The sequence below is a fragment of the Pseudomonas sp. 57B-090624 genome (assembly GCF_003234055.1).
GTDB classification, from domain to species: domain Bacteria; phylum Pseudomonadota; class Gammaproteobacteria; order Pseudomonadales; family Pseudomonadaceae; genus Metapseudomonas; species Metapseudomonas tohonis.
In genome coordinates this window covers 44854-69099 of record NZ_QKRU01000025.1, presented here as the reverse complement: position 1 = coordinate 69099, position 24246 = coordinate 44854, and the positions used below count along the sequence as shown (strand labels likewise).

General features: G+C 62.0%; 21 protein-coding genes. 9 read left to right on the top strand and 12 right to left on the bottom strand.

All coding sequences use genetic code 11. The features are described from left to right. The first annotated feature begins 15 nt into the window (after nucleotides 1–15). Complete coding sequence (locus tag DMX10_RS13775; RefSeq protein WP_111261592.1) at nucleotides 16–408, top strand: hypothetical protein; 393 nt, start codon at nucleotides 16–18, stop codon at nucleotides 406–408. 70 nt (nucleotides 409–478) lie between these two features. Next, on the top strand, nucleotides 479–1138 hold the full coding sequence (locus DMX10_RS13770) for a hypothetical protein (protein ID WP_111261591.1): 660 nt from the start codon (nucleotides 479–481) through the stop codon (nucleotides 1136–1138). 15 nt (nucleotides 1139–1153) lie between these two features. On the opposite strand, the gene DMX10_RS13765 is transcribed toward DMX10_RS13770, so the two are convergent. Both DMX10_RS13765 and DMX10_RS13760 read right to left on the bottom strand, forming a co-directional pair. Then, nucleotides 1154–1927, bottom strand: a complete 774-nt coding sequence (locus DMX10_RS13765; protein WP_111261590.1) for a hypothetical protein — start codon at nucleotides 1925–1927, stop codon at nucleotides 1154–1156. Nucleotides 1928–1945: 18 nt separating this feature from the next. Continuing rightward, a complete protein-coding gene (locus tag DMX10_RS13760; RefSeq protein WP_111261589.1) occupies nucleotides 1946–3088 on the bottom strand; it encodes a hypothetical protein in 1143 nt (380 codons plus the stop codon). Nucleotides 3089–3443: 355 nt separating this feature from the next. Between DMX10_RS13760 and DMX10_RS13755 the strand changes: the two genes are divergently transcribed. Both DMX10_RS13755 and DMX10_RS32500 read left to right on the top strand, forming a co-directional pair. Then, entirely contained in the window at nucleotides 3444–3893 is a 450-nt protein-coding gene (locus tag DMX10_RS13755) for a hypothetical protein (protein ID WP_111261588.1), read from the top strand. A gap of 427 nt (nucleotides 3894–4320) precedes the next feature. Then, nucleotides 4321–4800 (top strand): hypothetical protein, encoded by a 480-nt coding sequence (locus tag DMX10_RS32500; RefSeq protein WP_146603010.1) that lies wholly within the window; start codon nucleotides 4321–4323, stop codon nucleotides 4798–4800. Nucleotides 4801–5185: 385 nt separating this feature from the next. Here the strand turns inward: DMX10_RS32500 and DMX10_RS13750 are convergent, their stop codons facing one another. The 6 genes from DMX10_RS13750 to DMX10_RS13725 form a co-directional block, all read right to left on the bottom strand. Continuing rightward, the gene (locus DMX10_RS13750) at nucleotides 5186–6853 is read right to left on the bottom strand and encodes a GMC family oxidoreductase (RefSeq protein ID WP_111261587.1); all 1668 of its coding nucleotides are present in this window, start codon (nucleotides 6851–6853) and stop codon (nucleotides 5186–5188) included. 17 nt (nucleotides 6854–6870) lie between these two features. Beyond that, a complete protein-coding gene (locus tag DMX10_RS13745) occupies nucleotides 6871–8172 on the bottom strand; it encodes a carbohydrate porin (RefSeq protein WP_111261586.1) in 1302 nt (433 codons plus the stop codon). A 109-nt stretch (nucleotides 8173–8281) separates the two neighbouring features. Beyond that, nucleotides 8282–9016, bottom strand: coding sequence for an SDR family NAD(P)-dependent oxidoreductase (locus DMX10_RS13740; RefSeq protein WP_111261585.1), 735 nt, complete (start codon nucleotides 9014–9016; stop codon nucleotides 8282–8284). Nucleotides 9017–9018: 2 nt separating this feature from the next. Continuing rightward, nucleotides 9019–10077, bottom strand: a complete 1059-nt coding sequence (locus DMX10_RS13735) for a 2,3-butanediol dehydrogenase (protein ID WP_111261584.1) — start codon at nucleotides 10075–10077, stop codon at nucleotides 9019–9021. Beyond that, on the bottom strand, nucleotides 10077–11348 hold the full coding sequence (locus DMX10_RS13730; protein ID WP_111261583.1) for an MFS transporter: 1272 nt from the start codon (nucleotides 11346–11348) through the stop codon (nucleotides 10077–10079). The genes DMX10_RS13735 and DMX10_RS13730 overlap by 1 nt, the downstream gene beginning before the upstream one ends. 44 nt (nucleotides 11349–11392) lie before the next feature. Continuing rightward, a complete protein-coding gene (locus DMX10_RS13725; protein WP_021221744.1) occupies nucleotides 11393–11926 on the bottom strand; it encodes a 2,4'-dihydroxyacetophenone dioxygenase family protein in 534 nt (177 codons plus the stop codon). Nucleotides 11927–12188: 262 nt separating this feature from the next. Here DMX10_RS13725 and DMX10_RS13720 point away from each other — a divergent pair, with 262 nt between their 5' ends. Beyond that, the gene (locus DMX10_RS13720) at nucleotides 12189–13193 is read left to right on the top strand and encodes a helix-turn-helix domain-containing protein (protein ID WP_111261582.1); all 1005 of its coding nucleotides are present in this window, start codon (nucleotides 12189–12191) and stop codon (nucleotides 13191–13193) included. Nucleotides 13194–13296: 103 nt separating this feature from the next. On the opposite strand, the gene DMX10_RS13715 is transcribed toward DMX10_RS13720, so the two are convergent. Further along, nucleotides 13297–15390: a DEAD/DEAH box helicase gene (locus DMX10_RS13715; protein ID WP_111261581.1), complete on the bottom strand. Its 2094-nt coding sequence runs from the start codon at nucleotides 15388–15390 to the stop codon at nucleotides 13297–13299. A gap of 2 nt (nucleotides 15391–15392) precedes the next feature. Further along, entirely contained in the window at nucleotides 15393–16307 is a 915-nt protein-coding gene (locus DMX10_RS13710) for a DUF1837 domain-containing protein (RefSeq protein ID WP_111261580.1), read from the bottom strand. Between the two features lie 890 nt (nucleotides 16308–17197). Between DMX10_RS13710 and DMX10_RS13705 the strand changes: the two genes are divergently transcribed. The 3 genes from DMX10_RS13705 (at nucleotide 17198) to DMX10_RS13695 (ending at nucleotide 20312) form a co-directional block, all read left to right on the top strand. Next, complete coding sequence (locus DMX10_RS13705) at nucleotides 17198–17458, top strand: hypothetical protein (RefSeq protein ID WP_021221747.1); 261 nt, start codon at nucleotides 17198–17200, stop codon at nucleotides 17456–17458. Nucleotides 17459–17630: 172 nt separating this feature from the next. Beyond that, nucleotides 17631–18479, top strand: coding sequence for a CAP domain-containing protein (locus DMX10_RS13700; protein ID WP_111261579.1), 849 nt, complete (start codon nucleotides 17631–17633; stop codon nucleotides 18477–18479). Nucleotides 18480–19112: 633 nt separating this feature from the next. After that, complete coding sequence (locus tag DMX10_RS13695) at nucleotides 19113–20312, top strand: MFS transporter (protein WP_111261578.1); 1200 nt, start codon at nucleotides 19113–19115, stop codon at nucleotides 20310–20312. 189 nt (nucleotides 20313–20501) lie between these two features. Here the strand turns inward: DMX10_RS13695 and DMX10_RS13690 are convergent, their stop codons facing one another. After that, nucleotides 20502–21110 (bottom strand): TetR/AcrR family transcriptional regulator, encoded by a 609-nt coding sequence (locus DMX10_RS13690; RefSeq protein ID WP_111261577.1) that lies wholly within the window; start codon nucleotides 21108–21110, stop codon nucleotides 20502–20504. A gap of 84 nt (nucleotides 21111–21194) precedes the next feature. Here DMX10_RS13690 and DMX10_RS13685 point away from each other — a divergent pair, with 84 nt between their 5' ends. Next, nucleotides 21195–22085 carry an oxygenase MpaB family protein gene (locus DMX10_RS13685; RefSeq protein ID WP_111261576.1) on the top strand — a complete coding sequence of 297 codons (891 nt, stop codon included), beginning with the start codon at nucleotides 21195–21197 and terminating at the stop codon, nucleotides 22083–22085. Between the two features lie 95 nt (nucleotides 22086–22180). Here DMX10_RS13685 and DMX10_RS13680 read toward each other — a convergent pair whose 3' ends face one another. After that, the gene (locus DMX10_RS13680; RefSeq protein ID WP_111261575.1) at nucleotides 22181–24184 is read right to left on the bottom strand and encodes a U32 family peptidase; all 2004 of its coding nucleotides are present in this window, start codon (nucleotides 24182–24184) and stop codon (nucleotides 22181–22183) included. Nucleotides 24185–24246: the final 62 nt, after the last annotated feature.

Genomic DNA, 24246 nt, shown 5'->3' with positions numbered 1-24246 from the left:
CGTGGGGAACAGACGATGAAAGGAGTTCTCGCCCTCGCCCTGGCAGCCACCCTGCTCGGCGGCTGTGGCGTCGTCCCGTCGCTGCCGGAAGCCCAGGCACGCAGTGCGTGGAAGAACCGTCCGGTAGCCGAGGTCATCGACTACTTCGGCGCCCCGCGCCAGATCCTGGGCGTGCCCGAAAAGGACTGGGTGGTGCTGGTCTATGGCTACGACACATCCTATGTATCGCGTGAGGCACTCGGCACCTCCACCGGGCCACAGAACGGACAAGTCGTTCATACCGAATATTGGGGCGACGTCTTCCATTCCGGCAGCTGCGAACTGCGCATCGCCATCAACCGGGCCAGGCAGGTGGATTTCCTGACGACCCGCGGCAACCGGTGCGGCAGCGTCGATCTGGTTCCCTAGCCAGCTCCGTCGGCCCGTCCTCGCGGCCTCCCTGCTTTTTCCCTCTCGACCCTTGGAGCCGAGCCAGGCCATGCACACGATCACCACCGCTCTGACCGGCGCCCTGGCGCTGCTTTGCATCACCAGCCAGGCGCAGGGCAGCGAGACGTTCAGCTGCGACAGCGGCTACTTCCCCACCGAGGGCAAGTTCAGCCAGCTCTACAAGGTCGTGGGCAAGCACCAGACGCACTTCTTCAAGGACGACGAGCGCTGCCCAGAGTCGGAAGGGTGCATGAAGAAGGCCTACGTCATCGAGGGCGACGAGGTGCTGGTCAACAAGATCGAAGGCGACTGGGCCTGTGCCTGGTACCAGGGCAAGACGCGCGAAACCGTCGGCTGGATCGTGCTGGAGAACCTCGCGCCGGCGGCTGATCCCTTGCCCGCATCCACCGACTGGCTGGGCACCTGGAAGGCCCGGGCCAGCACCATCACCATCGAGCAGCAAGAGCAGGGGCCAGGCCTGCACGTGACCGGTGATTCGACCTGGGGCAGCGGCGCCAGCACCCACATCGGGCAGATCGACGGCACCTTCAAGCCCAAAGGCCGCTACGCCATGACCAAGGACGGCGACGGCAAGTACGACTGCGCGGTCGAGTACACCCGCATCGGCCGCTTCCTGATGGTGGACGACAACAACAACTGCGGCGGCATGAATGTGAGCTTCGATGGGGTATACGTCAGGGCGCAGTGAGCCGAGGGGGGCGGCTCAGCGGAGGCGATGATTGATCGTCTCCGGTTTGAGCAGTTCTTCTGCCCCCTGCGGCCCATAGAACCTCACGTCCTGAATTCCAAACCGGCTGGTGTTAACCACCGTAACGCCTGCATACATACCCACTACAAAGGTGTCGCCTCGCTTGACCAGGCTATTGGGCGCAAAGCGCGACCAGGGCGCTTTGTAGGCGATGATCTCCATCGACGCCTGCTCAGGGGATGGGTTTACGGCAATAAGGCTGTCGAAGGTCAGGATGTAGGCGACGCCTTTTTCAAAAAGGATCTTCTCCGGGGCGGAGGGAAGCAGGGTGACCCTGGTCAACTTCGGTTCGCTTGCGATATCCGTCAGCTCGTACATGGCGCCAACGTTGATCCCCATGTGGCTGAGCCCGGTAAACACGAAGATCGAGCCGTCGACTTTCTGGATGCTGACGACATTTTCCTTCAGCAAGGTTCTGGTCGTTCCATCCTGCGAGGTGACGGTCAGCTCACCTCCCCATTCACCATGGTCCGTGCCCATGATCTTCACGCCATCGACCTGCAACTCGGTCAGGGGCCGCTCCAGGCTCTGCTCATCGTGACTGATGAGGAGCCCGCCACCGTCGGCAGTAACCTGATAAGAGCCAAGGTCTAGTACTTTCTCGGTGATGCCGCTTTTCGGTATAGCCTGGGCTACCAGGCCGTTCTTTTGAAGTTCGCTTTCGAGGGTGCCTGCGACCGCCGTCATGGAGATCAGGGCTGAGAGTGCAGCGATTGCAATGCGTTGCATGGGAGATATCCGTTCTCTTTAGACCAATGAGTGTGTGCAGTAGCGCTCGATCACCTCACACAGCTGGTCGACATCGCCCAGCGGCACGAATCGGCTGATCGACCAGCCGTTCTCGCCGAGCTTCTGGCTGAAAACGCAATAGCCGACCACGGCGCCGCCGAATCGATAGCGGGAGACGAGCAGCGTGTCTTCGCCATAGATGAAGTCGGGTGTGTGGGAGATATGGAGGTGCTGGAAGGGGTTGTTCGGGTCGAAGTGAATCGATTCGAACAGGCCCTTCGCATCCAGCCGTTCGAATGCTTCCTTGAGATCACCCTCGAAACACGAAAAGCCGTTGCCGGATCGCTCGCGGATGGCCGTGACAGGTACGGTTTTCACGGGCCAGCCGCTGAGTTCCGGCACCAGGTGATCCCAGCCCTTGGCCAGTGCAATTTCGCGGGGCGTCTCGCCGTGGGCATTGGCCCGGAAGACATTCGCCATGCCCTGGAGCCCTTCGAGAATCTCGATGCGACGGGTAGCGCCCCAGCTGCCGGGCTTCTCGGCGAACGGTGCCTTGATCAACGCGGTGATCAGGGTCTCGCCGTCCCGGGTGAACCCTTCCACCACGTCGTACGGAATGCTGTCCCAGCCGATGGAGAAGACATTGCCTGCCTGGATCAGCGTGGCCAGGGCATCGGTGCTTTGCGTGCTGAGCAGTTCGTTGTTCACCCGCTTGAATGCCTTCAAGGGTAAATACACCGCCTCGATGCTTTCCGCTTCCGAGGTGAAGAGAAAGGTGCCGGGAAGCTTTTTCTTGCAGTGCTTGTGCAGCGCATCGAGAAAGCTCTGATCGATGTAGGTGCCGCCCTCGTGGGTGAACGTCAGCGAGTGGGTTTCCTGCTGCTGGGTGAAGGTCAGGGTGAGCTTGCCGGTGCGGCCGGCTTTGATCTGCATGTCCTCCGGTGCCAGGTCGCCATTGCTGATGGCCGCCAGGCGAGCGAGGAGCACTTCGTAGTCTTGCGGCTCATCGATCACGTCGGGGTCCAGCGAGGCCACGTTCGCCGGAATCAGCTCGCGGAATATCTCCACGACAGTGGCCTTGTCCTTTGCGCTGTTGGGCACCCGGCCGGAGAAGGCCTTGGTTTTACGCAGGATGTCGGTAAGCAGGGCGAGGGTGTTCATGAGATGTCCTTATCTCGGCAACCGAGCGGGCCAGGTGAAAGTGAGCGCATGGGATATCGAGTAAGGCGCGTCGACAGGCGAGCGCGCATGGCGACATCCATTTCCAGGCAGTTGGCCGATAGTGCCACTGCCAATGCAGGTTGGAAATCGAGGCGGCACGGATCTGTGAAAGGGTGCGGGGATACGCCGAGGGTGAGCCGTGCGCCTCCCCTCTGTGAACCCATCGACGGGAACTCATCCCGGGGATTGACCTGGCGCGTGCCCCGTCGATGATGGCGCCCTGGGTACGCCCAACCGCAGGCAGGGAAGCCGCCTCGCCGGGCGTCGAGGATGATCCACACAAGGAGGTTGGCACATGCACGGCATGGCATTGATCGGGATGTTGCTGGTGGGCACGCTGCCCGCGCTGCTCCCTGGATGGCGAGCGTTTCTGGTGGCCCTGGCCGGGGTGGCCGTGCTCTACGGGGCGCAGGTCGCCTGGTTCTTCCGGGCTGTGGAGCGGGAGGCGACCGAAGGGCCCGCCTTCATGACAGGTATCGCCATCCTGGGCGTCGAGCAGGTGCTCGTCGTTGCTTCGATCATCGGGCGGCTTATCGCCCACTTCCTGGCCCGCCGTCTGGGCCGGTACGCGCGGGCCGGCCTGCTCTGGGGACTTGCCGTGTTGGCAGCCAGCATCTGCGCCTTCTCGCTGAGCGGTTACGCCTCGACCCTGCTCATGGGGGCGGCGGTGCCGTTCGCCTGGTTGTGGCTGGCCTTGCTGCTGGCGCCTCGTCCGGCCCAGCCCTTGTCATACGCCTCGACATAATGGCCCTTGTCACCGGCCGCGAACTGCGACCTGAGCCCGGCGCCAGGCCAGGGAGGGAATGGGAGCTTTTGAAGAGCAGGCATCGGCTAGAAGAGGAAGTTTAGAGTGGGAGTGAACAATCTGTTTTCGTTCTCGCCTTCTCCTAGACAATGACGTCGTCACCGCTAAAGAATGCCGCAGCCCCAGAGCCTAACTACTGCCAGGATTGGGCATGAGCTTATTCAAAAAACTGCGGGATGCATTCAGCCAAGCGCGGCACTAACCTCTGAGGTCACTTCCCTACTGCGTCGCATGTGGAACAGCGTCTAGGCATTGGCGGATACCGAAATCTGTGCCAAATAAAACAACGCAGTGATGCAGGTCTATAACCAGTGGCGCGCCAGGAGATGGCTGTCCCGTTATTGAGTTTCAGAAATAGGAGATTGAAGTGTCGTTCAATAACAAGCCGAAAAATCGAAATCAAATATGGGATGCAATATTTGGTTCGGCTGAGTGCGTAAAGAATTACTACTTCTATAGTTATGAATACATAGATGAGAGTGGCTTTATGCAAGATGCAGCGGATATTTTCAAGGGGTGGCCGCCGGCAGAGGAGTTGCTCGATTCTGTTTACAGGGAATTTGAGAAGTTAGGATGCTCTGGTAGTGGGAGATTTCAAGTTATATGGCTTCCATCTTTTGTTGGGGCGAATACCAGCAATAATTACGGTCATTACATATTGCATTACAAGCAATTCGAGGATGGTATATCGTGGCTCGCGTCGCCTTGTGTTCTTCCGTTTCATAGATTGTTTCAAGGTGACTCTACTGAAAGCCGCCGCCCTAACCCAAAAGATGTTCTCACTGAAATAGGCGAAATGATGGCGAAAGATGTTGAGCCAAAATGGCCGAATCAATTTCTCGATTGAAAGTGTGGAGAGATGTGTGGAATGCGAGCAGGTTTATTTTTCCTACTCTAAAACGTTCGACTCTGGCCAATAGCCGTCATTCCCATCAGTAACGCCGCTCCCATGCGGCGTTTCTGTTTTCAACAGTCTAGGAACCGCTTCCAACCCAGCCTATTCCTCAGCAACGGATCATCGCGCACGGCCATACAACGTGGCAGGTCATGCCGGACGATCCAGGCTTAGCTTTGCCGGCGTGGCATAGGGGGCGCGAAGCAGACCGGCTAAACGACGGGGCGGTGTAGGGGCGACTTCAGTCGCCAAGGGATGCGCAGCATCCCCCTGCGATACCGAGTGGCAGACCTGCGGCCTGCTTGGCGACTGAAGTCGCCCCTACCTGCCGAGCACCCTAGGAAGTGAGCGCGGGCAGGGTGACGTCATTGGGTTGCGAATCAGGCGCCTTGCGTGCCGTACCCAGGATCATCTCCGCCGCCTTCTCCGCGATCATCATCGCCGGGGCGTTGGTGTTGCCGGTGATGAGGGTGGGCATGATCGAGGCGTCCACCACGCGCAGGCCGTCGATGCCGTGCACGCGCAGCTGGTCGTCGACCACGGCGAGCGGGTCGTGGCCCATCTTGCAGGTGCCGACGGGGTGGAACACGGTGCCGAGGTTGTGGCGTATCCATTGCTCGATCTGCGCCTGGCTGTCGATGGCCTTGCCGGGCACCAGCTCGCCGCGCAGGTGCTGGCGGAAGGCGGCGGTGTCGGCCAGGCGGCGTACCAGGCGCACGCCTTCCACCAGTTTGCGCAGGTCTTCGGGGTGGCTGAGGAAGTTGGCGGCCAGGTGCGGTTTGTCGCGTGGGTCCGGTGAGTTCAGGCGCACTTCGCCGCGGCTTTGCGGGTGCATCACCGCCACGTGCAGGCTGATGCCGTGGCCGAAGGGCACCGGCCGTTGCGGCTGGTTCTTCAGTGCCGGGGCGACGATCAGGCCCAGCTCCGGTGTCGGTGCGGCCGGGTCGAGCCGCAGGAAGCCGCCGGCTTCCACGGTGTTGGAGGTGAGCGGGCCGCGCCGGCCGGCCAGGTACTGCCAGGGCGAGCGCAGCAGCGGCCAGAGCCCGCGCGGGGAGAGGCCGTAGCCCAGGGCGGCGTCGCTGCGGTACATGAGCACCACGTCCTGGTGGTCCTGCAGGTTCTGGCCCACGCCGGGCAGCTCGTGGCGCAGGGCGATGCCGTGGCGGGCCAGCTCCACCGCCGAGCCGATGCCGGAGAGCATCAAGAGCTGCGGCGAGTTGATGCTGCCGGCGCTGAGAATCACCTCGCGCTCGGCGAACAGCTGCAGCAATTCCTCGCCCTGGCTCACTTCCACGCCCACCGCGCGGTCGCCCTGCAGCAGCACGCGGTGGGTGAGGGCGCCGCTGAACACCTGCAGGTTGGGGCGCGCCAGCACCGGGTGGAGAAAGGCCCGCGCGGCGCTGCAGCGCTCACCGTTGATCTGGGTGACGTGGAAGGGGCCGATGCCTTCCTGATCACTGCCGTTGAAGTCGGCGTTGTAGCGCCAGCCGAGTTCTTCGCCGGCCTGGTAGAACACCGCATTCACCGCACTGGGGCTGCGCAGCTCGGCGACGTTGAGTTCGCCGCCCTGGCCGTGCCAGGCCGAAGCGCCGGGCTCGAAGTGTTCCGAGCGGCGGAAGTAGGGCAGCACCTCGTCGTAGCTCCAGCCGCGGTTGCCCTGGGCGGCCCACTGGTCGTAGTCGTGGCGGTGACCACGGATGTAGATCATCCCGTTGATGGCGCTGGAACCGCCCCACACGCGGCCGCGCGGGCAGGGCACCTCCACTTCGCCGCTGCCGGTGGCGTGGCTGAAACGGTGCATCCAGTTCCATTTCGGGTTGGCGATCAGGCGGATGATGCCCGCCGGCGTGCGGATGTAGCTGCCGGGGAACAGGCTGCGGTCGCTGGGGCCGGCCTCGATCAGGCAGACCGAGAGGCCCGGGTCGGCGGAGAGCCGGTTGGCCAGTACGCAGCCGGCCGAGCCGGCACCGACGATGATGTAGTCGAAGCGACGGGGTGAGGTCATGGCGGATTCCTTGCGGTTCACAGGCCCAGCAGCGAGCCGACGTCCAGGGTCAGCTGCAGGGCGACGACGAAGCCGTCGCCACTGATCTCGGTGGCGCCGGGGTTGTAGTAGTTGTCCGGGTTGAAGAGGTACTGGACGCTGGGTTCCAGGGCGAGGTGGCGGGTGAGGGCGAAGTGGCCGTTGCCTTCCAGCGCGTAGACATCCCGCGAGCCCTGGCTCGGGTCGCCACCGGCGGCGATGCGGCTCTGGCGCTGGAACTCCAGCTGGTGCGGGTTGAGGCGCAGGTAGCTGGCCTTGAGGTTGAGTTTGTCGCCGGGGCGCTCGAAGGGCGCGAGCCAACTGATGCCGGCCTCGGCGAAGTGGCGGAAGGGCTGCTTGTCGTCGGCGGCGGCCGACAGCGAGCCGAACAGCTGTGCCGCCTGGGGCGCATCACCCTTGCCGCCGTCGGCGCGCCACACCGTTTGCTGGAACTTGAAGAAGGCGCCGCTGCTGCCGTGCTCGCTGGCACCGGTGAGCGGGTCGGTCTGCCGGGAGGTGTTGTGGTAGCCGTTGAGCTCGTAGTGGGAGCTGTAGGGGTTGCGCTCGGCGCCTTCGCGGCGGCCGATGCCGTAGAGCAGGCTGGTGCCGCTGGCGTCGGTGGTGCTGAAGTCCAGCCCGTGGCGCTTCTTCAGGTAGTCCACGGGGTTGGATTCGAAGGCCCCGGCGTGCAGGTACAGGTCCGGCGTCAGGCGGTACTTCAGGTAGCCGCCCCAGGCGCCGTAGGGCGGCGGTAGCACGCCGGTGGAGGCGTCGATCACCGGGTCGTTGCAGGTGACCTGGCTCTCGCAGTTGTAGATGAAGAAGTAGCGGCGGGCGTTGGTGCGGCCCAGGTGGGTTTCCAGGTTGCCGTCGAGCCATTGCTGCTCCCAGGTCAGCAGGCTCAGCTGGCTGGCACCGATGTCGTTGTGGATCGGTGCGCCGCCGAAGTAGCTGCCGACGGCCCCTTGCCAGGCGCCCGAGGTGGGCTGCCCGGTGTTGCGGTCGAGGATGAACTGGGTCTGCTCGATGTGCAGGGCGGCACCGTCCAGGCCGGCCATTTTGCCCAGATCCAGGTCGGCGCCGAGGAACAGGTCGCCGCTGTTGCCGAAGCTGTGCGGGCGCGGGCCGGTGTCGAGGTTCTTCACGGCCAGGCTGAGGAATACCGCGTGGGTCTTGATGCCGTGTTCGGCGAGCTGGCTGCCCAGCTCCGCCAGCGGGCCGGTGGCCTCGTCGGCGAGGCTGGGCAGGGGCAGCAGGGGCAGGCTCAGGAGCAAGGCGTTGCGGGCCAGGGTGCGGTTCATGGTTGGGCGGTCCTTTCTTGTTGTTGTTAAGGCGCGGTTGTTTTGGGCAGCAGGGCCTCGCCCCGGGGCGCGGGCTCCGGGGTGGGCGCTTTCGGGTTGGGTCAGGGCTTCAGGTGCAGAGGTAGCCGCCGTCCACGGCGAGCACGGCGCCGGTGATGAAGCTGGCCGCCGGGCTGCAGAGGAAGGCCACGGCGGTGGCCACCTCGGCCGGCTCGCCCCAGCGCTCCAGAGGCGTGCGCTGCATGATCCGCCGGGTGGCTTGTGCATCCGCCTTGAGACCGGCGCCCAGGGGCGTGTCGATCCAGCCGGGGGCGATGGCGTTGACGCGGATGCCGAGGGCCGCGTACTCGATGGCCAGCGACTTGCTCAGCTGCACGATGGCGCCCTTGCTGGCGCTGTAGGCCGGGCGGTCGGCCGAGCCGAAGGTGCTGAACATCGAGGCGATGTTGACGATGCTGCCGCCCTGGCGGGCCAGCAGCTCGCGGGCGCACTGGCTGGCGCGCATCGCGGCGACGAGGTTGATCTGCAGCACGCGCTCGAAGCTCGCCGGCTGGTATTCCTCGCGGTCGCGGCTGATGCCGGCGCAGTTCACCAGCACATCCAGCCGGGGCAGGGCCTGGATGGCCGCTTCCAGCGCGGCGGCGTCGCTCACGTCCAGCTCCTGCGGGCGCACCAGCGGGTGGCGCGGGGTGAGCGCGCCATCCGCGTTAAGCCCGATGGCCAGCACCGAGGCGCCCAGTTCGGCGAACTGCAGGGCGATGGCGGCGCCGATGCCGGAAGTGCCGCCGGTGACCAGCACCTGGCGATCACGGAACAGCCCGGGGTTGAAGGTCGATGCGTGCATGTTCAGGCCTCCGCCAGTTCTGGGTTGGGATTGACCAGCACCTTGATCTGCGCCTTGTCGGCCAGCAGGGCTTCGAAGCCATCGCTGACGGCGCGCTCCAGCGGCACGCAGCGGGTCACCGCGCGGCCCAGGTCGAGGCGGCCGCTGTCCAGCAGGGCGATCAGCTCCGGGTAGACCTCGCGGTAGCCGACGCTGCTGGTGATGCGCAGCTCGTTATTGACCAGGTGGAAGGCGTCGAAGCGCGCCTCGCCCATCAGGCCCACCAGCACCGCCTCGCCGCCCTTGCGCAGGCCGTGCAGGGCCGCGTCCAGTGTGGCCTGGGTGCCGGCGGCCTCGAAGGCGCAATCCACGCCACCGCTGGCTTGCAGCTGCTGCGCCACGTCCACCTGGCGGGCGTCGAGCACGCGCTCGGCGCCGAACTCCAGAGCCCGCGCCAGGCGCTCGGGGGCCACGTCCACCGCGACTATGTGCTCGACGCCGCGCAGCCGGGCGAGGGCGATCAGCAGCAGGCCGATGGGCCCGAGGCCGAACACCGCGCAGCGGTCGCCGGGCTGCAGGCTGCTCTGGCGCAGGGCATGCAGGGCCACGGCAGCCGGCTCCAGCACGGCGGCCTGGCGCAGGCTCACGCCGGCCGGCAGGCGGTGCAGCATGTAGGCCGGCACCCGGGCGCGCTCGGCGAAACCGCCATCGCCCATCAGGCCGATAAAGCCCATGGAACTGCACAGGTTGTACTGGCCCGCGCGGCAGTAGCGGCAATCACCGCAGCGGTAGATGGGCTCCACCGCCACCCGGTCGCCCAGCGCGAAGCCCTGCACCCCGGCGCCCAGTGCGGTGACCACGCCACTGAACTCGTGGCCCAGGGTCAGCGGCGCGCGGCAGCCGGACAGCGGGTGCGGCTGCTGCTGGGGGATGGAGTGCGGGCCATCCTGGTACTCGTGCAGGTCGCTGCCGCAGATGCCGCAATAGGCCACCTTGAGCTCCACCTCGCCGGGGCCGGGCGGGGGGATGTCGAGGGCGTCCAGGCGCAGGTCCCGGGCGCCATGCCAGCGCAATGCGTTCATCAGGGTTGTCCTTGCAGGTTGGCGGTGTCGGCGAGGGGGCGGCCGGCCTTGCGGGCCAGCACCGTGGGCGCGGTTTCCTTGAGGAACAGCGAGAGCAGGGCGGCCAACAGGGCACCGCCGCAGCTCATCCACATGACGATGGAGAGGCCGTAGCGGTCGGCGGCGAAGCCGGCGATGGTCGGGGCGATGAAGCCGCCCACCAGCTCGCCGATGCCCATGATCAGCCCCAGGGCGGTGGCGATGACGCCGCGCGGCACCGTCTCCGCCGGGATGGTGGCCATGAACAGGGTGAAGCAGCCCAGGCCCGTGTAGGTCAGCAGCATCGCCGCACCGAGGGTGAAGGGCGTGGGCGCGTAGAGCAGGGCCAGCGGGCAGCAGGCGGCCACCAGGGAGAACAGCACCAGGGTCGGGCGCCGGCCGATGCGGTCGGAGATCGCTGCCACGGCGAAGCCCCAGAACACCCAGGCCACGCCCAGGCAGCTCATGATCCCGCCCATGCTCGCCGGGCTGTAGCCGCGCTGGCTGACCAGGAAGGTGGGGGTGAAGGAAATCAGCACGATGAACCAGGTGAGGAACACGCAGCTGATCAGGGTGCACAGCAGGATGTTGCGGCTCTTCAGCAGGGCCAGGCGGCCGCCGAGGCCGACGCCGTGGCCGGCCGCGCTGGCGTCGGGTTTGCGTGCCCGGTCGTCGGGGCGCACGTAGCGCCAGATCAGCCAGGCGATCAGCAGCCCCGGCACCAGGGAGATGACGAAGGCATGCCGCCAGCCGAAGGCCTCGGCCAGGCCGATCAGCACTGGTGGGCCGATCACCGCGCCCAGCAGGCCGGCGGCCGAGCCCTGCAGCAGGCCCATGTTGAGGCCGCGCCGATGGGGCGACGAGGCCTCCACCATCAGCGATTGCGACAGCGGCAGGATCGGCCCCTCGGCCAGCCCCATCACGCCCCGGAACAGCAGCAGGCTGAGGAAACCGCCCACCAGCCCGGACAGCGCCGAGCACAGCGAGAAGAGGATCACCGCCGCGATCAGCAGCGGCTTGCGCACGCCGTTGCGGTCGGACCACAGGCCCACCAGGGCCCCGGATACCGCCCAGGCCAGGGCCAGCACCGACGACAGCATGCCCAGGTGGCGGTTGCCGAGCTGCAGCTCCTCGGCCATGAAGGGAAACAGGAAGGACAGTGCCAGGCGGTCGAAGAATACGAAGCCGAAGGTGAGGAAGAGCACGCCGAGCAGTACGTTTTCATACCGGGCGTTGGAAGTCGTGGGCGCCATGTCGTTCTCCTCCGGGGCGCCGTGCGGGCGCCCCGGGCAAGGGGTCAGCGGAACAGGGAGTCGATGTAGGCGGCGCCGAGGCCGATCTTCTCGTAGTGCTCGCGGCACATGGCGATGTAGGAGTGCACGTCGAAGTAGCCCTCCGGCTCGCCGCGCTCGTCGAGCCAGATCAGCGGGCCCTTGACGATGAAGAAGGCGCGCATGGGCTCCTCGTGCTCATAGGCCACCAGGGTGTGGCCCTCGCCGGGCGTCTCGTAGACGAAGTCGCCGGCGGTGGCGGTCCAGTCGTGCTCCAGGTAGCCCCACTTGCCGGAGAGGGTGTAGGCGAACACTTCGTGGGGGTGGTAGTGGCGGTTCACCAGGCCGGCGCTGCGGGCCATGAGGATGTCGCACCAGCGGTTCTCGCTCGGCGAGATCCACAGCGGGCGCGAGGACACCGTCTCGGTGAAGGGCACGTACAGGCTCAGGTCGTCGCTCGCCGCGTTGGGCAGATAAACCTCGGGCTTGGCGTCGGGCTTGAAGCAGTTGGGGATGGCTTGCAGGTCTTTCCAGAATTCGTTGCGGGCAGGCTCGGCCATGTTCCAGTCTCGTTGTTGTTATGGACTGGGGCCGACTCTAGAGGGCGCGGCGGCAGCGGGTTTGATCGCCTCGGCCCTGTTGTTTGCGCTTTTCGGACAGGGCCCGGGCAGCGGGCGGGGGGCGATTGACGGCGGGCAGCGTTCAGATGTTAATGACCGGGCGTCGCCCACACCCGCAGAGGATGCGCGACGCCCGGTCCCCGGGAGCTGCCGATGTTTGGCCCGGGGGTTCGATCCGCGGCGACCCACGAGAACAATAAGAATGACCACACCCGCCTTGCTCGAGACCCGGCGAGCCAGTACCTGCGACATCCCGGTCGAACAGCGCCTGAGGTTCTGGGAGCAGTACAACGCCTCCATCCTCGTCGGCCTCAAATGCTCCTCCTACGCCGACGGTGGCCTCGCCGCCTCGCAGTCCAACCTCGAACTGGGCGCCATGAGCCTGGCCCTGGTGCGCGGCAACCAGCATGTGGTGGAGCGGGACTGCTCGATGATCCGCTCGGTGCCCAAGGAATCGGTGTTCGTCTCCCTGGTGCAGGAAAGCCGCTCGTTCTTCTACCAGGGCGAAGGCTGCACCCTGCTGGAGCCGGGGGAGATGATCATCTACCGCACCGACAAGCCCTACCTGTTCGGCTTCTCCGGCGCCATGCGCCAGTTCATCTTCGACATCCCCCAGGACCTGTTCGGCGAACGCTGCCTCGGCCGCCTCGACGGCCCGCTCAAGGTCGGCGCGGAAACCCGCCTGCAACGCCTGCTCACCCGCACCCTCTGCGAGCGCACCCAGGGCTTCTTCCAGCGCCCCGCCAACCGTGAGGCCGAGCACTTCGAGGACGACGCCCTGGAGCTGCTCTCCAGCATCATCGCCGGCAGCACCGGCGAACACCGCGTCAGCGCCCAGGGCGCCTCTTATCTATTGGCCGCCAAACGCCTGATCGCCGAACAACTGGGCGACCCGGCCCTCAGCTGCGAGCGCGTCGCCCAGGGCATCGGCATCTCGGTACGCCACCTCACCCGCCTGTTCGCCCAGGAAGGCGGCTCACCCAGCCGCTACATCGCCGAACGCCGTCTCGAACTCGCCCACCGCCTGCTCAGCAGCCCGCAAGCCAGTGGCCTGGATATCAGCGAGGTGGCCTACCGGCACGGGTATTCGAGCCAGGCGCATTTCGCGCGGAGCTTCAAGGCGAGGTATGGGCGGACGCCGAGTGAGGTGAGGGGGGAGGGATGTACTCCCGGCAGTGGTTTGCCGGGATGTAACCCTAGTCTGTGAGGTGAAACTGTGGCCATCTGCTCGCTCATTGCTCGTATGGGAATAATACTTGCCGTTCTGCTTTGGTAAGGAGCGAATAGTTATTAAGTGAGTGGTTTTATTCTTAGAATTGCTGTGGCTTTCGAATTCCTTCAAAGAAGTAATTGATTATATATTTCTCAAATTCAGTGAAGTGTATCGATTTATAAATGTAGTCAGCAGAATAATCGTTAAGAAGTTTTATGGTGTCATGTATGGTCAGTTCTTCGTTTAGAAAATTTATGATTTTATATTTGTGGAGTTTCTTTGAGATCATTCTAGGCAGGCCGTACTCTTCCAGGTCATAAACTACAGAAGGAAGGAAGGCATGAGATAGTTTTGTGGAAAACGAAGAGATTTCTACATTTGAGTTTTTGAATATTGATTTCTGTAGGGTGTTTATGTCGTTCAGTAATGAGGAGAGTTTGAATGATACATTTCTCTCTAGCATGAAAAATGATGAAATATCTATTCGGTGTTGTGCTAGTTCATCTAGTAGTTGTGGGATTGAGTGTGTCCAGTTTTTGGAAAGAATTTTAACAAAGGCCACAAATTTACTGTACTCGATATCCCATTTTCCTGGCAGTAGGTTAATTGCTTTGTACAGTGGTCTCTCCCAATGGTATGGGGTTTCAGAGTTTAGGAATGCAAGGCCATTCCACTCTGATGGGTTCTCCTTCATATCTCTTGCTATGTGTCTGATTAAATTTGCGTCTCCTTGTAGGGTGCCGGATTTTTGGAGGCTCTCATAGTCAAATCCAAGAAGCTCTTGCATCTCATCTTGATAAGATATTATTTTTGCTATTTGTTCATTTGTTAGATCTTGTTTGTACTTGCTGGAGGAAATGTCAGGAAGAATCTCGTCCGGCAGGGTCAGGTTGAGCAGTGTAGCCTCTTCCTCAGGGGGGGCATCCAATATGAATATCTTCCCTATGAAGTGTTTAAACATCCTCCCGCCGCGGCCAATTATGTTCTTATAAGTGAAGTCGTTGAGTTTCGACTTGCCATTTTTATTTCTCCATATGATCACGTTTTCGGCTGATGTATTAACTCCCTCGATTATTGATGAGGTTGATACGATTTTGTTAAGTCCATGTGGTTCTTCAAATAATTTAACTTGGAGCTGGCTTAATGATCTATGAATTTGTCCGTTGTGTATCCCTGTGGATTTTTTTACCAAAGAAATCAAATCCCAGTTCGCTGAGTAGTTGCTCTCTAACCAGTTTGCAAAACTTGTGAGTAGAGGGGTTTCTGAGTTTTTGATATTTTTCTTTATTATCTCGGAAACTCTGTCAATGTCTGCGTAGGTGCCGGCATATATTAAAGATTTTCCATGATTCTTGGATAATATGTCGACTAGGGCTTTGGATTTTTTATTTTCGTTGCCGCCAATTTCGCCGGAATAGTCCTTTTTGTCTAGGTATACAGTATTAAAGTCGAGAGAGATGAATTTCATGTCTCTGGTGAATGGGTTTTCATTTATACGGGATATATTTGGGGCGAGGAAATATCGCTGCTTTGCTATGGAGCCAAGCTTTAAAATGGCACGTAAAAGTGAAGAGGATCGTTCTTTATCGAATAGTTTACTTGCTTTATAGAATTCATCGATGACAAGAATATCAATTGTTTTGATCTTGCTTATATATGAAAGAGCTCTTTCTTGTGGAAATATAAATATATTTCGGTCAGCTGGTTCGGACTCTGTTGTTGTGATGATTTTATGGGTGTCAGAAAACTTAGGGTAAAGCCTGCGGCGCGTTTCATCAGTCAGGGCAATTGTTGGTACTATTATTACAACGTTGTCTGGGTTTTTAATGGAGATAAAGGCGTCTATAACAAAGCTCTTTCCAAAGCTGGTTGGAGCACTTACGGCTAAATTTGTACCATCTAAAAGTTGTTTTAGAAGAGATGATTGCTCTCTATGTAGGGTGATAGGGAATTCTAGCCCAGTATCCACCTTAAATGCTTCAAAGACGAAGCGGTCCTGCCAAGAAGCGGTGTCTGGTTTGAGGTATGGGAAAAGGCCAGTCTCTCTTATTAGTGAGTTTATAAGTGGTGTGTAAGGGATTTTGTACTTCTCATGGTGATCAAGCAGTTTGATTAATTCATTTCTAGCTGCCTGTTCATTGCTTTGGCTTAGAAGGGTATTTATCTCCTGGCACCTCTCAAAAATCTCCATTTCTACTGATCCTTGTAGTGTTCAACATTGGCTAGGAATTTTTTTACGATTTCTTCTTTTGAAGGTACGGGAAATAGAATCAAGTGGAATTTTATTTCGCTGTATTTATGAATGCTTCCGATTTTTTTTGCTTGTTTAGAGAAATATGCTGATGCTCTGTTCTGATGGTATGTGAGTATTTCTTTTTTATATTCCGTAGTCAGGGTTGTTTGGTTTTTAGTTATTTGACACTCATGTAGAAGTAGTATTGGGATGTTGATTTTTGATTTTAGCGGATCAATGGATTCTTGCGGGGATAGTGCTGTTTGTATTTTTCTAAGTATGGATTCGTCTTGCACTACTGATTCTAGGTCTTTGGTGTTAAGTATTATGCTGTTTTCTTTCTTTAGCTTGTTGGTATTGAGGGAGTTTTCAACGGATTTTATTATCTCGGGGAGACGTGCATCTTCAATGCTGTTGTAAAATTTTGCCTCCCCAAACCATAAAGAATAATCGCCATCTTTGATGGTTATGTGGACGCTGTCTGCGCCTTTGGCAGTGTCCTGTGAGTTCTGTTTGTGGAATATTTTAGGTACTACTGGTAATGCCCCGTATTGGTGTTTCATGATTCCGTACAGGACAATTTCTGCAAGTTCGCTTCCTTCGCTTATGTCTCCGTCTTTATCAGTGAGCCTTAAGTTTTTCGCTGCCTCGGTAAGGAGGGAGTGGTTTACTAGTGAAGCTCTTTCTTTAAATGATAGAGATGTCTCGCCGATGTTGTCCCAAATAAAATTTTGGAATTTCTTGAACATCCATTTGCCGTCCTCGAAGTGATTGATCATGCAGAGGACGTTTTTGTTGTGTGCGGGCTGGATTTCGCTTTCTGGAACGAAGGTTAGAAATAGCTCGTCAATTAATACTTCAAAGCTAATGGGCATCTTGGTCTCTTTTAAATATTTGGCTATCGCTAGTCTTCGATCTGCTGGCGCCGGTTTATGCTATGTGGGATTTGTCTTTTATGAAAAACTGCAGGTACGGGGCAGCGAAAGATTAAGAAGTGTCTAAGTCGAAAATATTGATGGTCGAGTAATTGATCGCTAAGACGAGGTGCGAGGGATTGCTGCCAAAGGCCCATAGTGCTTTCCTTTTCGCGCCGAACCGAATCGGCTAATTGGTCCAATGAACTGACATCCTGTTAGGTGATGCGACTTGGATGGCGCATCGCCAGTAGCGTTGTTTGAAATTAGCCAATAAGCAGCGTATTGCGCAAGTAATCCTTTCGTTCAGTACTGGATTCTCGTCGCTATGATCGCTGCAGTGGTTCAGTCAGAGAGCTCGCACTGTAGGGCTAGGATGGATGGCGCATAGGTAAACAGAACCGTGCCGGGTTCTGCTGAAGACTGGGTCTACTCAAGTAGGCTAACCGCTTGCCGCTTTTAGTTGCTTGCCCTCCCGCCCCCTCATCCCTATCCTGCACCGGCCACGGTAAGTCCCGTGGCCGGGTTTGACAGCCCGAAACAACATTGGCGCGAATGCGCCTGAAGGTGCATGCGAAAAACGGCGAACGTTTTTTGCAGGCATCAGCACGCATGCAGTTTTCACAACTGCTCTGCTTTATGGCAGGTCGCGCGGGGAGACCCTCGCGGTCTGCCGGTTCCAATGTTGCCGGTCTGTCAACCCCGCGTGGCCTGCCACCCTTCGACTGACAGCGAATGTGGCGGCCTTCAATCCAACATTGGAGAGCCACCATGCACGACGCATTCACCCGTCTCGTTCTCTACCGCTCAGCCCTGCACCCCATCCTTCCCACCCACGGGGAGGTTTCGGCATGAGCGATATCACTCACGAACAACGCCGCCTCCAGCAATTGGTCCAGGGCCTGGATGCGCGCCTGCATACCACCCTGGTAATTGCCGAGGTGATTCTGGAAAACGTGTCCCTGCACGATGGCGTGCCGGGGCCGTTTCTCGATGGTTACCGGGAGGGCGCGTTGATGGATGCGGTGATCCACCTGTCGCGCAGCAACTATGAGGATTACCTGCGGCTGGTGGAGATGGTCGGGTTGCCTTTGGGGCGCCAGGTGCCCTGATAGGCAGCGGGGCAGGGTGGTGGCGGGCTAGGGCTGCGCCACCCCTTTGGGCGCCGCTGAACTCGGCGGCGCCGTTGCGGTTCCAACCTTCACGGGCTTGCGAACCCCCGGGTGCCGTGGCGCCCGGGCTGGCGCCGTGGTTGCCCGACTTCCTTTATATGAGGTTCGAGCCATGCGCCCATTTGCTGCCTTGCCCATCCGCGCCTTCACCTTCGCGCTCGGCCTGTTGCTCGCCACCGGTGCTTCCGCTGCCGAGGAGGCGGTGCTGGTCGATGCCATCAATGCCTACCGCGCCCAGCCGCAGAACTGCGGCAACCAGCCCACCGTTGCGCTTACGCCTTTGGCCAGTGACCCGCGCCTGGCGCTGCCCACCGGCAATGGCGAAACCTGGCGGGCGGCGCTGGAGCAGTCCGGCTACCGGCCGGGGGATGTGCGCACCATTCTCCTCACTGGCCCGGCCGATGCCCAGGCGGCGTTCAAGGCGCTGCTGGGGTATTGCGATATGCTGCTGAACCCGCAGTTCGTCGATGTGGGCGTGAGCCAGGCGGGGCCGGTGTGGCGGGTGACCTTCGCCCGGCCGTTGCACAGTGCGGCCGTGACCGGCGGGCCGTCGCCGGTGTCGGCGCTGCTGGAGCAGGTGAACGCGGCGCGGGCGCAGCCACGCCTCTGCGGGGGCGAGCCCTTCGCTTCGGCGCCGCCGCTGACCTGGAACCAGGCCCTGGCTGCGGCGGCGACCTCTCACAGCCAGTCGATGGCGCTAAACGGTTTCTTCGCCCACCAGGGCACCGACGGCAGCGCGCCGGCGGATAGGGCGCGCAGCGCGGGCTATACGGGCACGCGGGTGGCGGAAAGCATCGCCGCTGGCATGGGCTCGGCAGCAAGCGCTGTGCAGGGCTGGCTGGCCAGCCCCGAGGAGTGTTCGCGCCTCATGAGCCCGCTGTTCACCGACCTGGGCGGTGCCCAGTCGCCAGCGGCGAAGGCGGGTGGGATTTATTGGACGCTGTTGTTGGGCGCTCCGTAGAAACCTGCCTGCGTTGCCGTCGTCAACGGTATTGGTGGACTACCAGAACGTCGTAATTCGCACGCGTGCGGAGGGCTGTATGGGATGTAGCCCCGACTTGAACCGGGCCAAGGGCGTCATCCCCTCGAGCGCAAGGAGTGGCCAGTGCGGTGCGCATTTGCGGATGGCTTTATCAATTCGTCGGGATTGATATGGCCGTTCATTCAGGCGGCACAGTCGGTTTGGCAGCGCACTCGTCCGGATTCGAGCGCAATGGTTAGCTCCACTGCGGCAGGTTGCCGTATGCGCATCTCCACCTCCCGGTAGTCCGGTTCATCGTGTCGATGCCCATCTTGGCTTCAGAAGCTTCGTGCACTTCCAGGGGCTTTTCCCTATTTCCAGCTCACCATGGTTTCAGCCTACTGTCTCGCGCCCGACTGCAGGCTCATGGTTTCGCATCGAGACAGACAGGCGATGCACGTCGGTCACCATAGGGCTGCCAGCTGTGGCGCCCACCCCGATAAGGCCTGACCATGCTCGCTGGCGTTTGCCCCTTCTTTGATCACAGCTATGCCAGTGACGCTTATGTTCGATAGCGGCCGCATCCCTTCGCCGAACCATTTACGCGTTCCTGCAACGCAATGGAGTCCGAGCATGCGCACACTCAACCAGTCCCCCATATACCTGATTGCGCTGGGGGCCTTTGCCCTCGGCATGGCCTCCTATGTCACAGCCGGGCTGATCCCGATGATCGAGGCCTCGTTCGCAGTCTCTGTCGCGGTGGCCGCACAGTTGGTCACCGCATTCACACTGGCCTATGGCCTGGGTTCACCGATCTTCGTGGCTTTGACGCCAGCACACCATCAGCGCGCCGGCCTGCTGCTGGCACTAGGCCTGTTCGTCATCGCCAACGCAGCCAGTGCGCTAGCCGAGAGCTTCACCGCGCTGATGGCCTGGCGTGCCATCGCCGGCATTGGGGCCGGCGTCTATCTCGCCATGGGTATCGGTGCCTCGACTGCCGTCTCCACCCCGGAACATCGCGGAAAAGCCATTGCAATCATCATGGGTGGCATGGCCAGTGGTGTAGTGCTGGGCGTTCCACTCAGCCTGCTGATCGCAGAACAGCTGGGCTGGCAGGCTGCCCTATGGCTGGTTTCCCTTCTCGGCCTGGTGGCCTTCTTCGGCCTGCTGCTGAAGCTCCCGTCCTTACCGGCAGCCGCTGCCACCACACTGGGCCAGAAGCTGGCTATTCTCGGCGACGGCCATGTGCTGGTCATCCTGCTGGTGTCGCTGCTGGCTGCCGTCGCCAGTTTGGGCATGTACACCTTCATCGCTCCGCTGCTGGCTGATCCGTCCTATGGTGGGGTGCATTCGGTCACCCCCTATCTGTGGGTCTGGGGTATCGGCGGTGTGTTGGGCAGCTTCCTGATCGGCCCACTGGTGGACCGCATCAAGGGCCCGGTACTGACCTTCGTCATCATGCTGATTCTCGCCGTGTCGTTGTTCGTGCTTCCACTTGCGGCTGCCTTCAGCACCTGGCTGGTGATGCTGCCTATCGCGCTGTGGGGCGCGGTTGGATGGGCGCTGCAAGTACCGCAGAACAACGAGCTGATCCTGGCACGTCAGGCACAGGGTGATGGCAACCTGGCTATCGCGTTGAACGAGTCGGCGCTCTACCTGGGTAGCGCCATCGGCGCGGCGGCTGGTGGCTTCGTGCTGCTGTTGCAGATGCCTATCTGGATCCTGACCGCCAGTGCGGGCGGTGTCGCAGCGCTGGGTGCCCTGCTGCAGATTATCAACCTGCGTCGCCAGCCAACCTGGAGCGGTGACGTGCAAACCGAGCCGTGTAACTGACGGAGGCAAAGGGCAGCCCGTCGGAAGCGCCGTGCGGAGGTGCGCACGGCACACCCTACGGCTCGCGTTCATCTTCGGTTCTCAATTCGCATAGTCACCGTATGTAGCCCGGACTTCAGTCCGGGAGTTTTGTGCGCATCGGTTCCCGGGCTGAAGCCCGGCTACGGTAGGGGTGAGAGCTTGTCGCCCTTACTTCGCCTTGGCCAGGCTGGCCATATAGGCCGCGAACATGTCGCTCAAGGCGCCGATCAGTTCGCTGCGCGTGAGCGGCGGCTGGGGATGGCTCATGAAGCGGATGATGGTCATCAGCGCGCTGTTGATGACGACGTAGAGCGTGGGCAGCGGGTTGTCGATGGGGATTTCCCGCAGGTGGCGCAGCAGGTAGAGGCGGCAGAAGTCGAACAGGTGCCGCTCCATCTCGTCGACCACCTTCAGCGTGCGCAAGTCCTGCCAGTGGCGCGCCAGTTCGAGGTGCAGGCTGGCGTTGCGGTCGATGAATGCGAATACCGCCTGCAGCAGGCGCTCCACGGCGGTATGCACGTCGTCCGCCAGCAAGGCCGTGGCGTTGTCGCGGACCACGTCGGCCAGCGCCTGGCTCATGCGGTCGAGCAGGGCCTCGACCAGGGCTTCCTTGCTGGCGAAGTACTGATAGAGCGAACCGACACTGACCCCGGCCTCGGCGGCGATGAGGTTGGTGCTCAGGCGTGCCAGGCCGTCGCGGGCGATGACCCGGGCGCAGGCTTCCACCAGGTCGGCGACCATCTGTTGCGAGCGTTGCTGGCGGGGCTGCTTGCGCATGGCGGGCTCCGGACGCGAATTGAATGCGAGCGGATAGTCGCATTAGCGTGAGGGCGTTTCCAAGCCCTTGCCGGAGCCGCTTTCATGCAAGCACCAGACCTCGCTCAGCCCGCCCATCCACCCGCCCCGCCAAGCCCGCTGGGGCCGGACTCACTCACCTGGCGCTACTTCGGCGACCTGCGCGGCCTGCTGCTGATCGGGCGCACCGGCATACTGCAGAACATGCACCCGGGCCTGGCCGCCGGCGTGCTGCAGCACTCCGACCTGTTCGCCAACCCCTGGAACCGCCTGCTGCGCTCCATCCCGCCCATCCTGGGCGTGGTCTACGACGGCGGCCAGGCTGCCGGCACCGCTTTGCAGGTGCGCTCCTTCCATCGCGATATCAAGGGCCAGGACGGGGAGGGACGGCCCTACCACGCTCTCAGCCCCGAGCTGTTCTACTGGGCCCACGCGACCTTCTTCGAGGCGCAGATCGCCCTGCAGCAGTGGCTCGGTGCGCCCCTGGACGAACAGCAATGCGAGCGCCTCTACCAGGAGTCCGTCCACTGGTATGCCCTCTATGGATTGCCGATGGGGCAGGTGCCGGAGAGCTACGTCGCCTTCCAGGGCTACTGGCAGCGGATGCTGGAGCAACGCCTCCAGCCGACGGAGATCACCACCTGGTACTTCGGCTCGACCGGGGATTTGCAGGCGCCCTATCCCTGGATGCGCGGCCCGCTGTGGTGGTGCCTGCAGCCGGTGCTGGTGGGCGGCGTGCGCTGGGTGGCGCGGGGCACCTTGCCGCCGGTATTGCGTGAGCGGCTGGGGCTGCGGTGGACGGCGTCGGACCAGCGCCGGCTGCGTCTGCTCGCCGGGTTCCTGCGGCTGGCCTGGCGTGTGCTGCCCGGGGAGTGGGGCTATTTCCCCCGGGCGCGACGGGCGATACGGCGTGCGCGGCTGGCTGCCAGCGGAGCGCACCAGGCCCGCCAGGCTTGAGGGGCCTGGGGTAGCCCGGACTTCAGTCCGGGGGCTCTATGTGCGTCCCGCCCCGGGCGGAAGCCCGGGCTACGGGGGCGTGGTTGGGCGGGGGCTTAGTGCGGAGCGCGGTTGCGGATGGTTTTCATCAGGTCATCCGGGCTGATGTGGCCGACCACCTGGGCCGCGGCGCTGCCAGGTTGCGGCAGGTCGAGGATGTGGCCCTTCATCTTGCCGATGACGTGCATTTCGCAGGGCTTGCAGTCGAACTTCAAGGTCAGCACTTCATCGCCGTGCACCAGCTGCATCGGTGCGACCTTGGTGCGCACGCCGGTCACGCCCTTGGCCTGCTTGGGGCAGAGGTTGAAGGAGAAGCGCAGGCAGTGCTTGGTGATCATCACCGGCACTTCGCCGGCTTCCTCGTGGGCCTCGTAGGCGGCGTCGATCAGTTGCACGCCGTAGCGGTGGTAGAAGTCCCGCGCCTTCTGGTTGTAGACGTTGTAGAGGAACGACAGGTGTGCCTCCGGGTACACCGGCGGCGGCACGGCGACGGGCTTGCGGCCACCGCGCGGGTGGGCGGCGACGCGGGCTGCGGTCAGTGCCTCGATGGCTTCGCGGCGCAGGGCCTTGAGCTGGGAGTTGGGGATGAAGAAGGCCTGGGGCGCGTCCAGCTCCACAGCGTCGGCGTGGTACATCGTGGTGCCCAGCTGGCCGAGCAGGTCGTGCAGCTGTTCGAGGGCCTGCTCGGGCTTGTTGGCGGCGCCGAAGGGGCCGTCCAGGGCGACGCTGGCGCTGACGCCTTCCTCGCTGGTGGCGGTCAGTTCCAGGCGCTCTTCACGCAGCTTGGCGACCCAGGAGAGGCCGATGCGGCGCTCGGACGAGGTCTTCTGCAGGGCCTGCTGCCAGTTGTGGTCGAGGTTGCGCGAGAGCGGGTGGTTGGGGCGCAGGCGGAACAGGCCCTCGGGCATCTCGTTGGGCTCGACGCGGTAGCGGTAGCGCTTCTGGCCGTCTTCCTCGAACTCGCCCTTGGGCTCGGCGATGTTGGCGCGGAAGCCCACCACCTCGCGCTTGACCAGCACGTTGAGGCCGTCGCCGTTGGACAGCGGCTCCTGGGTCACCACCAGCAGGTCGCGCTTGTTGACCTTCTCGACGTTGCCCACCAGCAGGCCGGTGAAGGTGGGGGAATCGAAGGCGCCGATGTCGATCTTGCGGTCGGTGACGAAGTAGTCGGTGCTGCCGCGGTGGAAGGTCTTGTCCGGGTCCGGCACGAAGAAGTGGTCGGTGCGGCCGCTGGAGGCGCGGGCCAGGTCCGGGCGGTTCTCGAGGATGCCGTCCAGGCGCTGGCGGTAGTAGGCGGTGATGTTCTTCACGTAGCCCATGTCCTTGTAGCGCCCTTCGATCTTGAAGGAGCGCACGCCGGCATCCACCAGGGCGCTGAGGTTGGCGCTCTGGTTGTTGTCCTTCATGGACAGCAGGTGCTTCTCGAAGGCGACGACGCGGCCCTGGTCATCCTTCAGGGTGTAGGGCAGGCGGCAGGCCTGGGAGCAGTCGCCCCGGTTGGCACTGCGGCCGGTCTGGGCGTGGGAGATATTGCACTGGCCGGAGAAGGCCACGCACAGCGCACCGTGGATGAAGAATTCGATGGCCGCGTCGGTCTCGTCGGCGATGGCGCGGATCTGCTTGAGGTCCAGCTCGCGGGCCAGCACCAGCTGGGAGAAGCCGGCCTGGTCGAGGAACTTGGCCCGCTCCAGGGTGCGGATGTCGGTCTGGGTGCTGGCGTGCAGCTCGATCGGCGGGATGTCCAGTTCCATCACGCCCATGTCCTGGACGATCAGCGCGTCGACGCCGGCGTCGTACAGCTGGTGGATCAGCGCGCGCGCCGGCTCCAGCTCGTCATCGTGGAGGATGGTGTTGATGGTGACGAACACGCGGGCGTGGAAGCGCCGGGCGAACTCCACCAGCTGGGCGATATCGGCCACCTCGTTGCAGGCGTTGTGCCGCGCGCCGAAGCTCGGGCCGCCGATGTACACGGCATCGGCGCCATGCAGGATGGCCTCGCGGGCGATGTGTACATCGCGGGCAGGGCTGAGCAGTTCGAGGTGGTGTTTGGGTAGGGACATGGCAAAAAGGCTTCCGGCACGGTGCAGGGCGCGAATTGTAGCCGTACAGCGCGTGCTCGGCA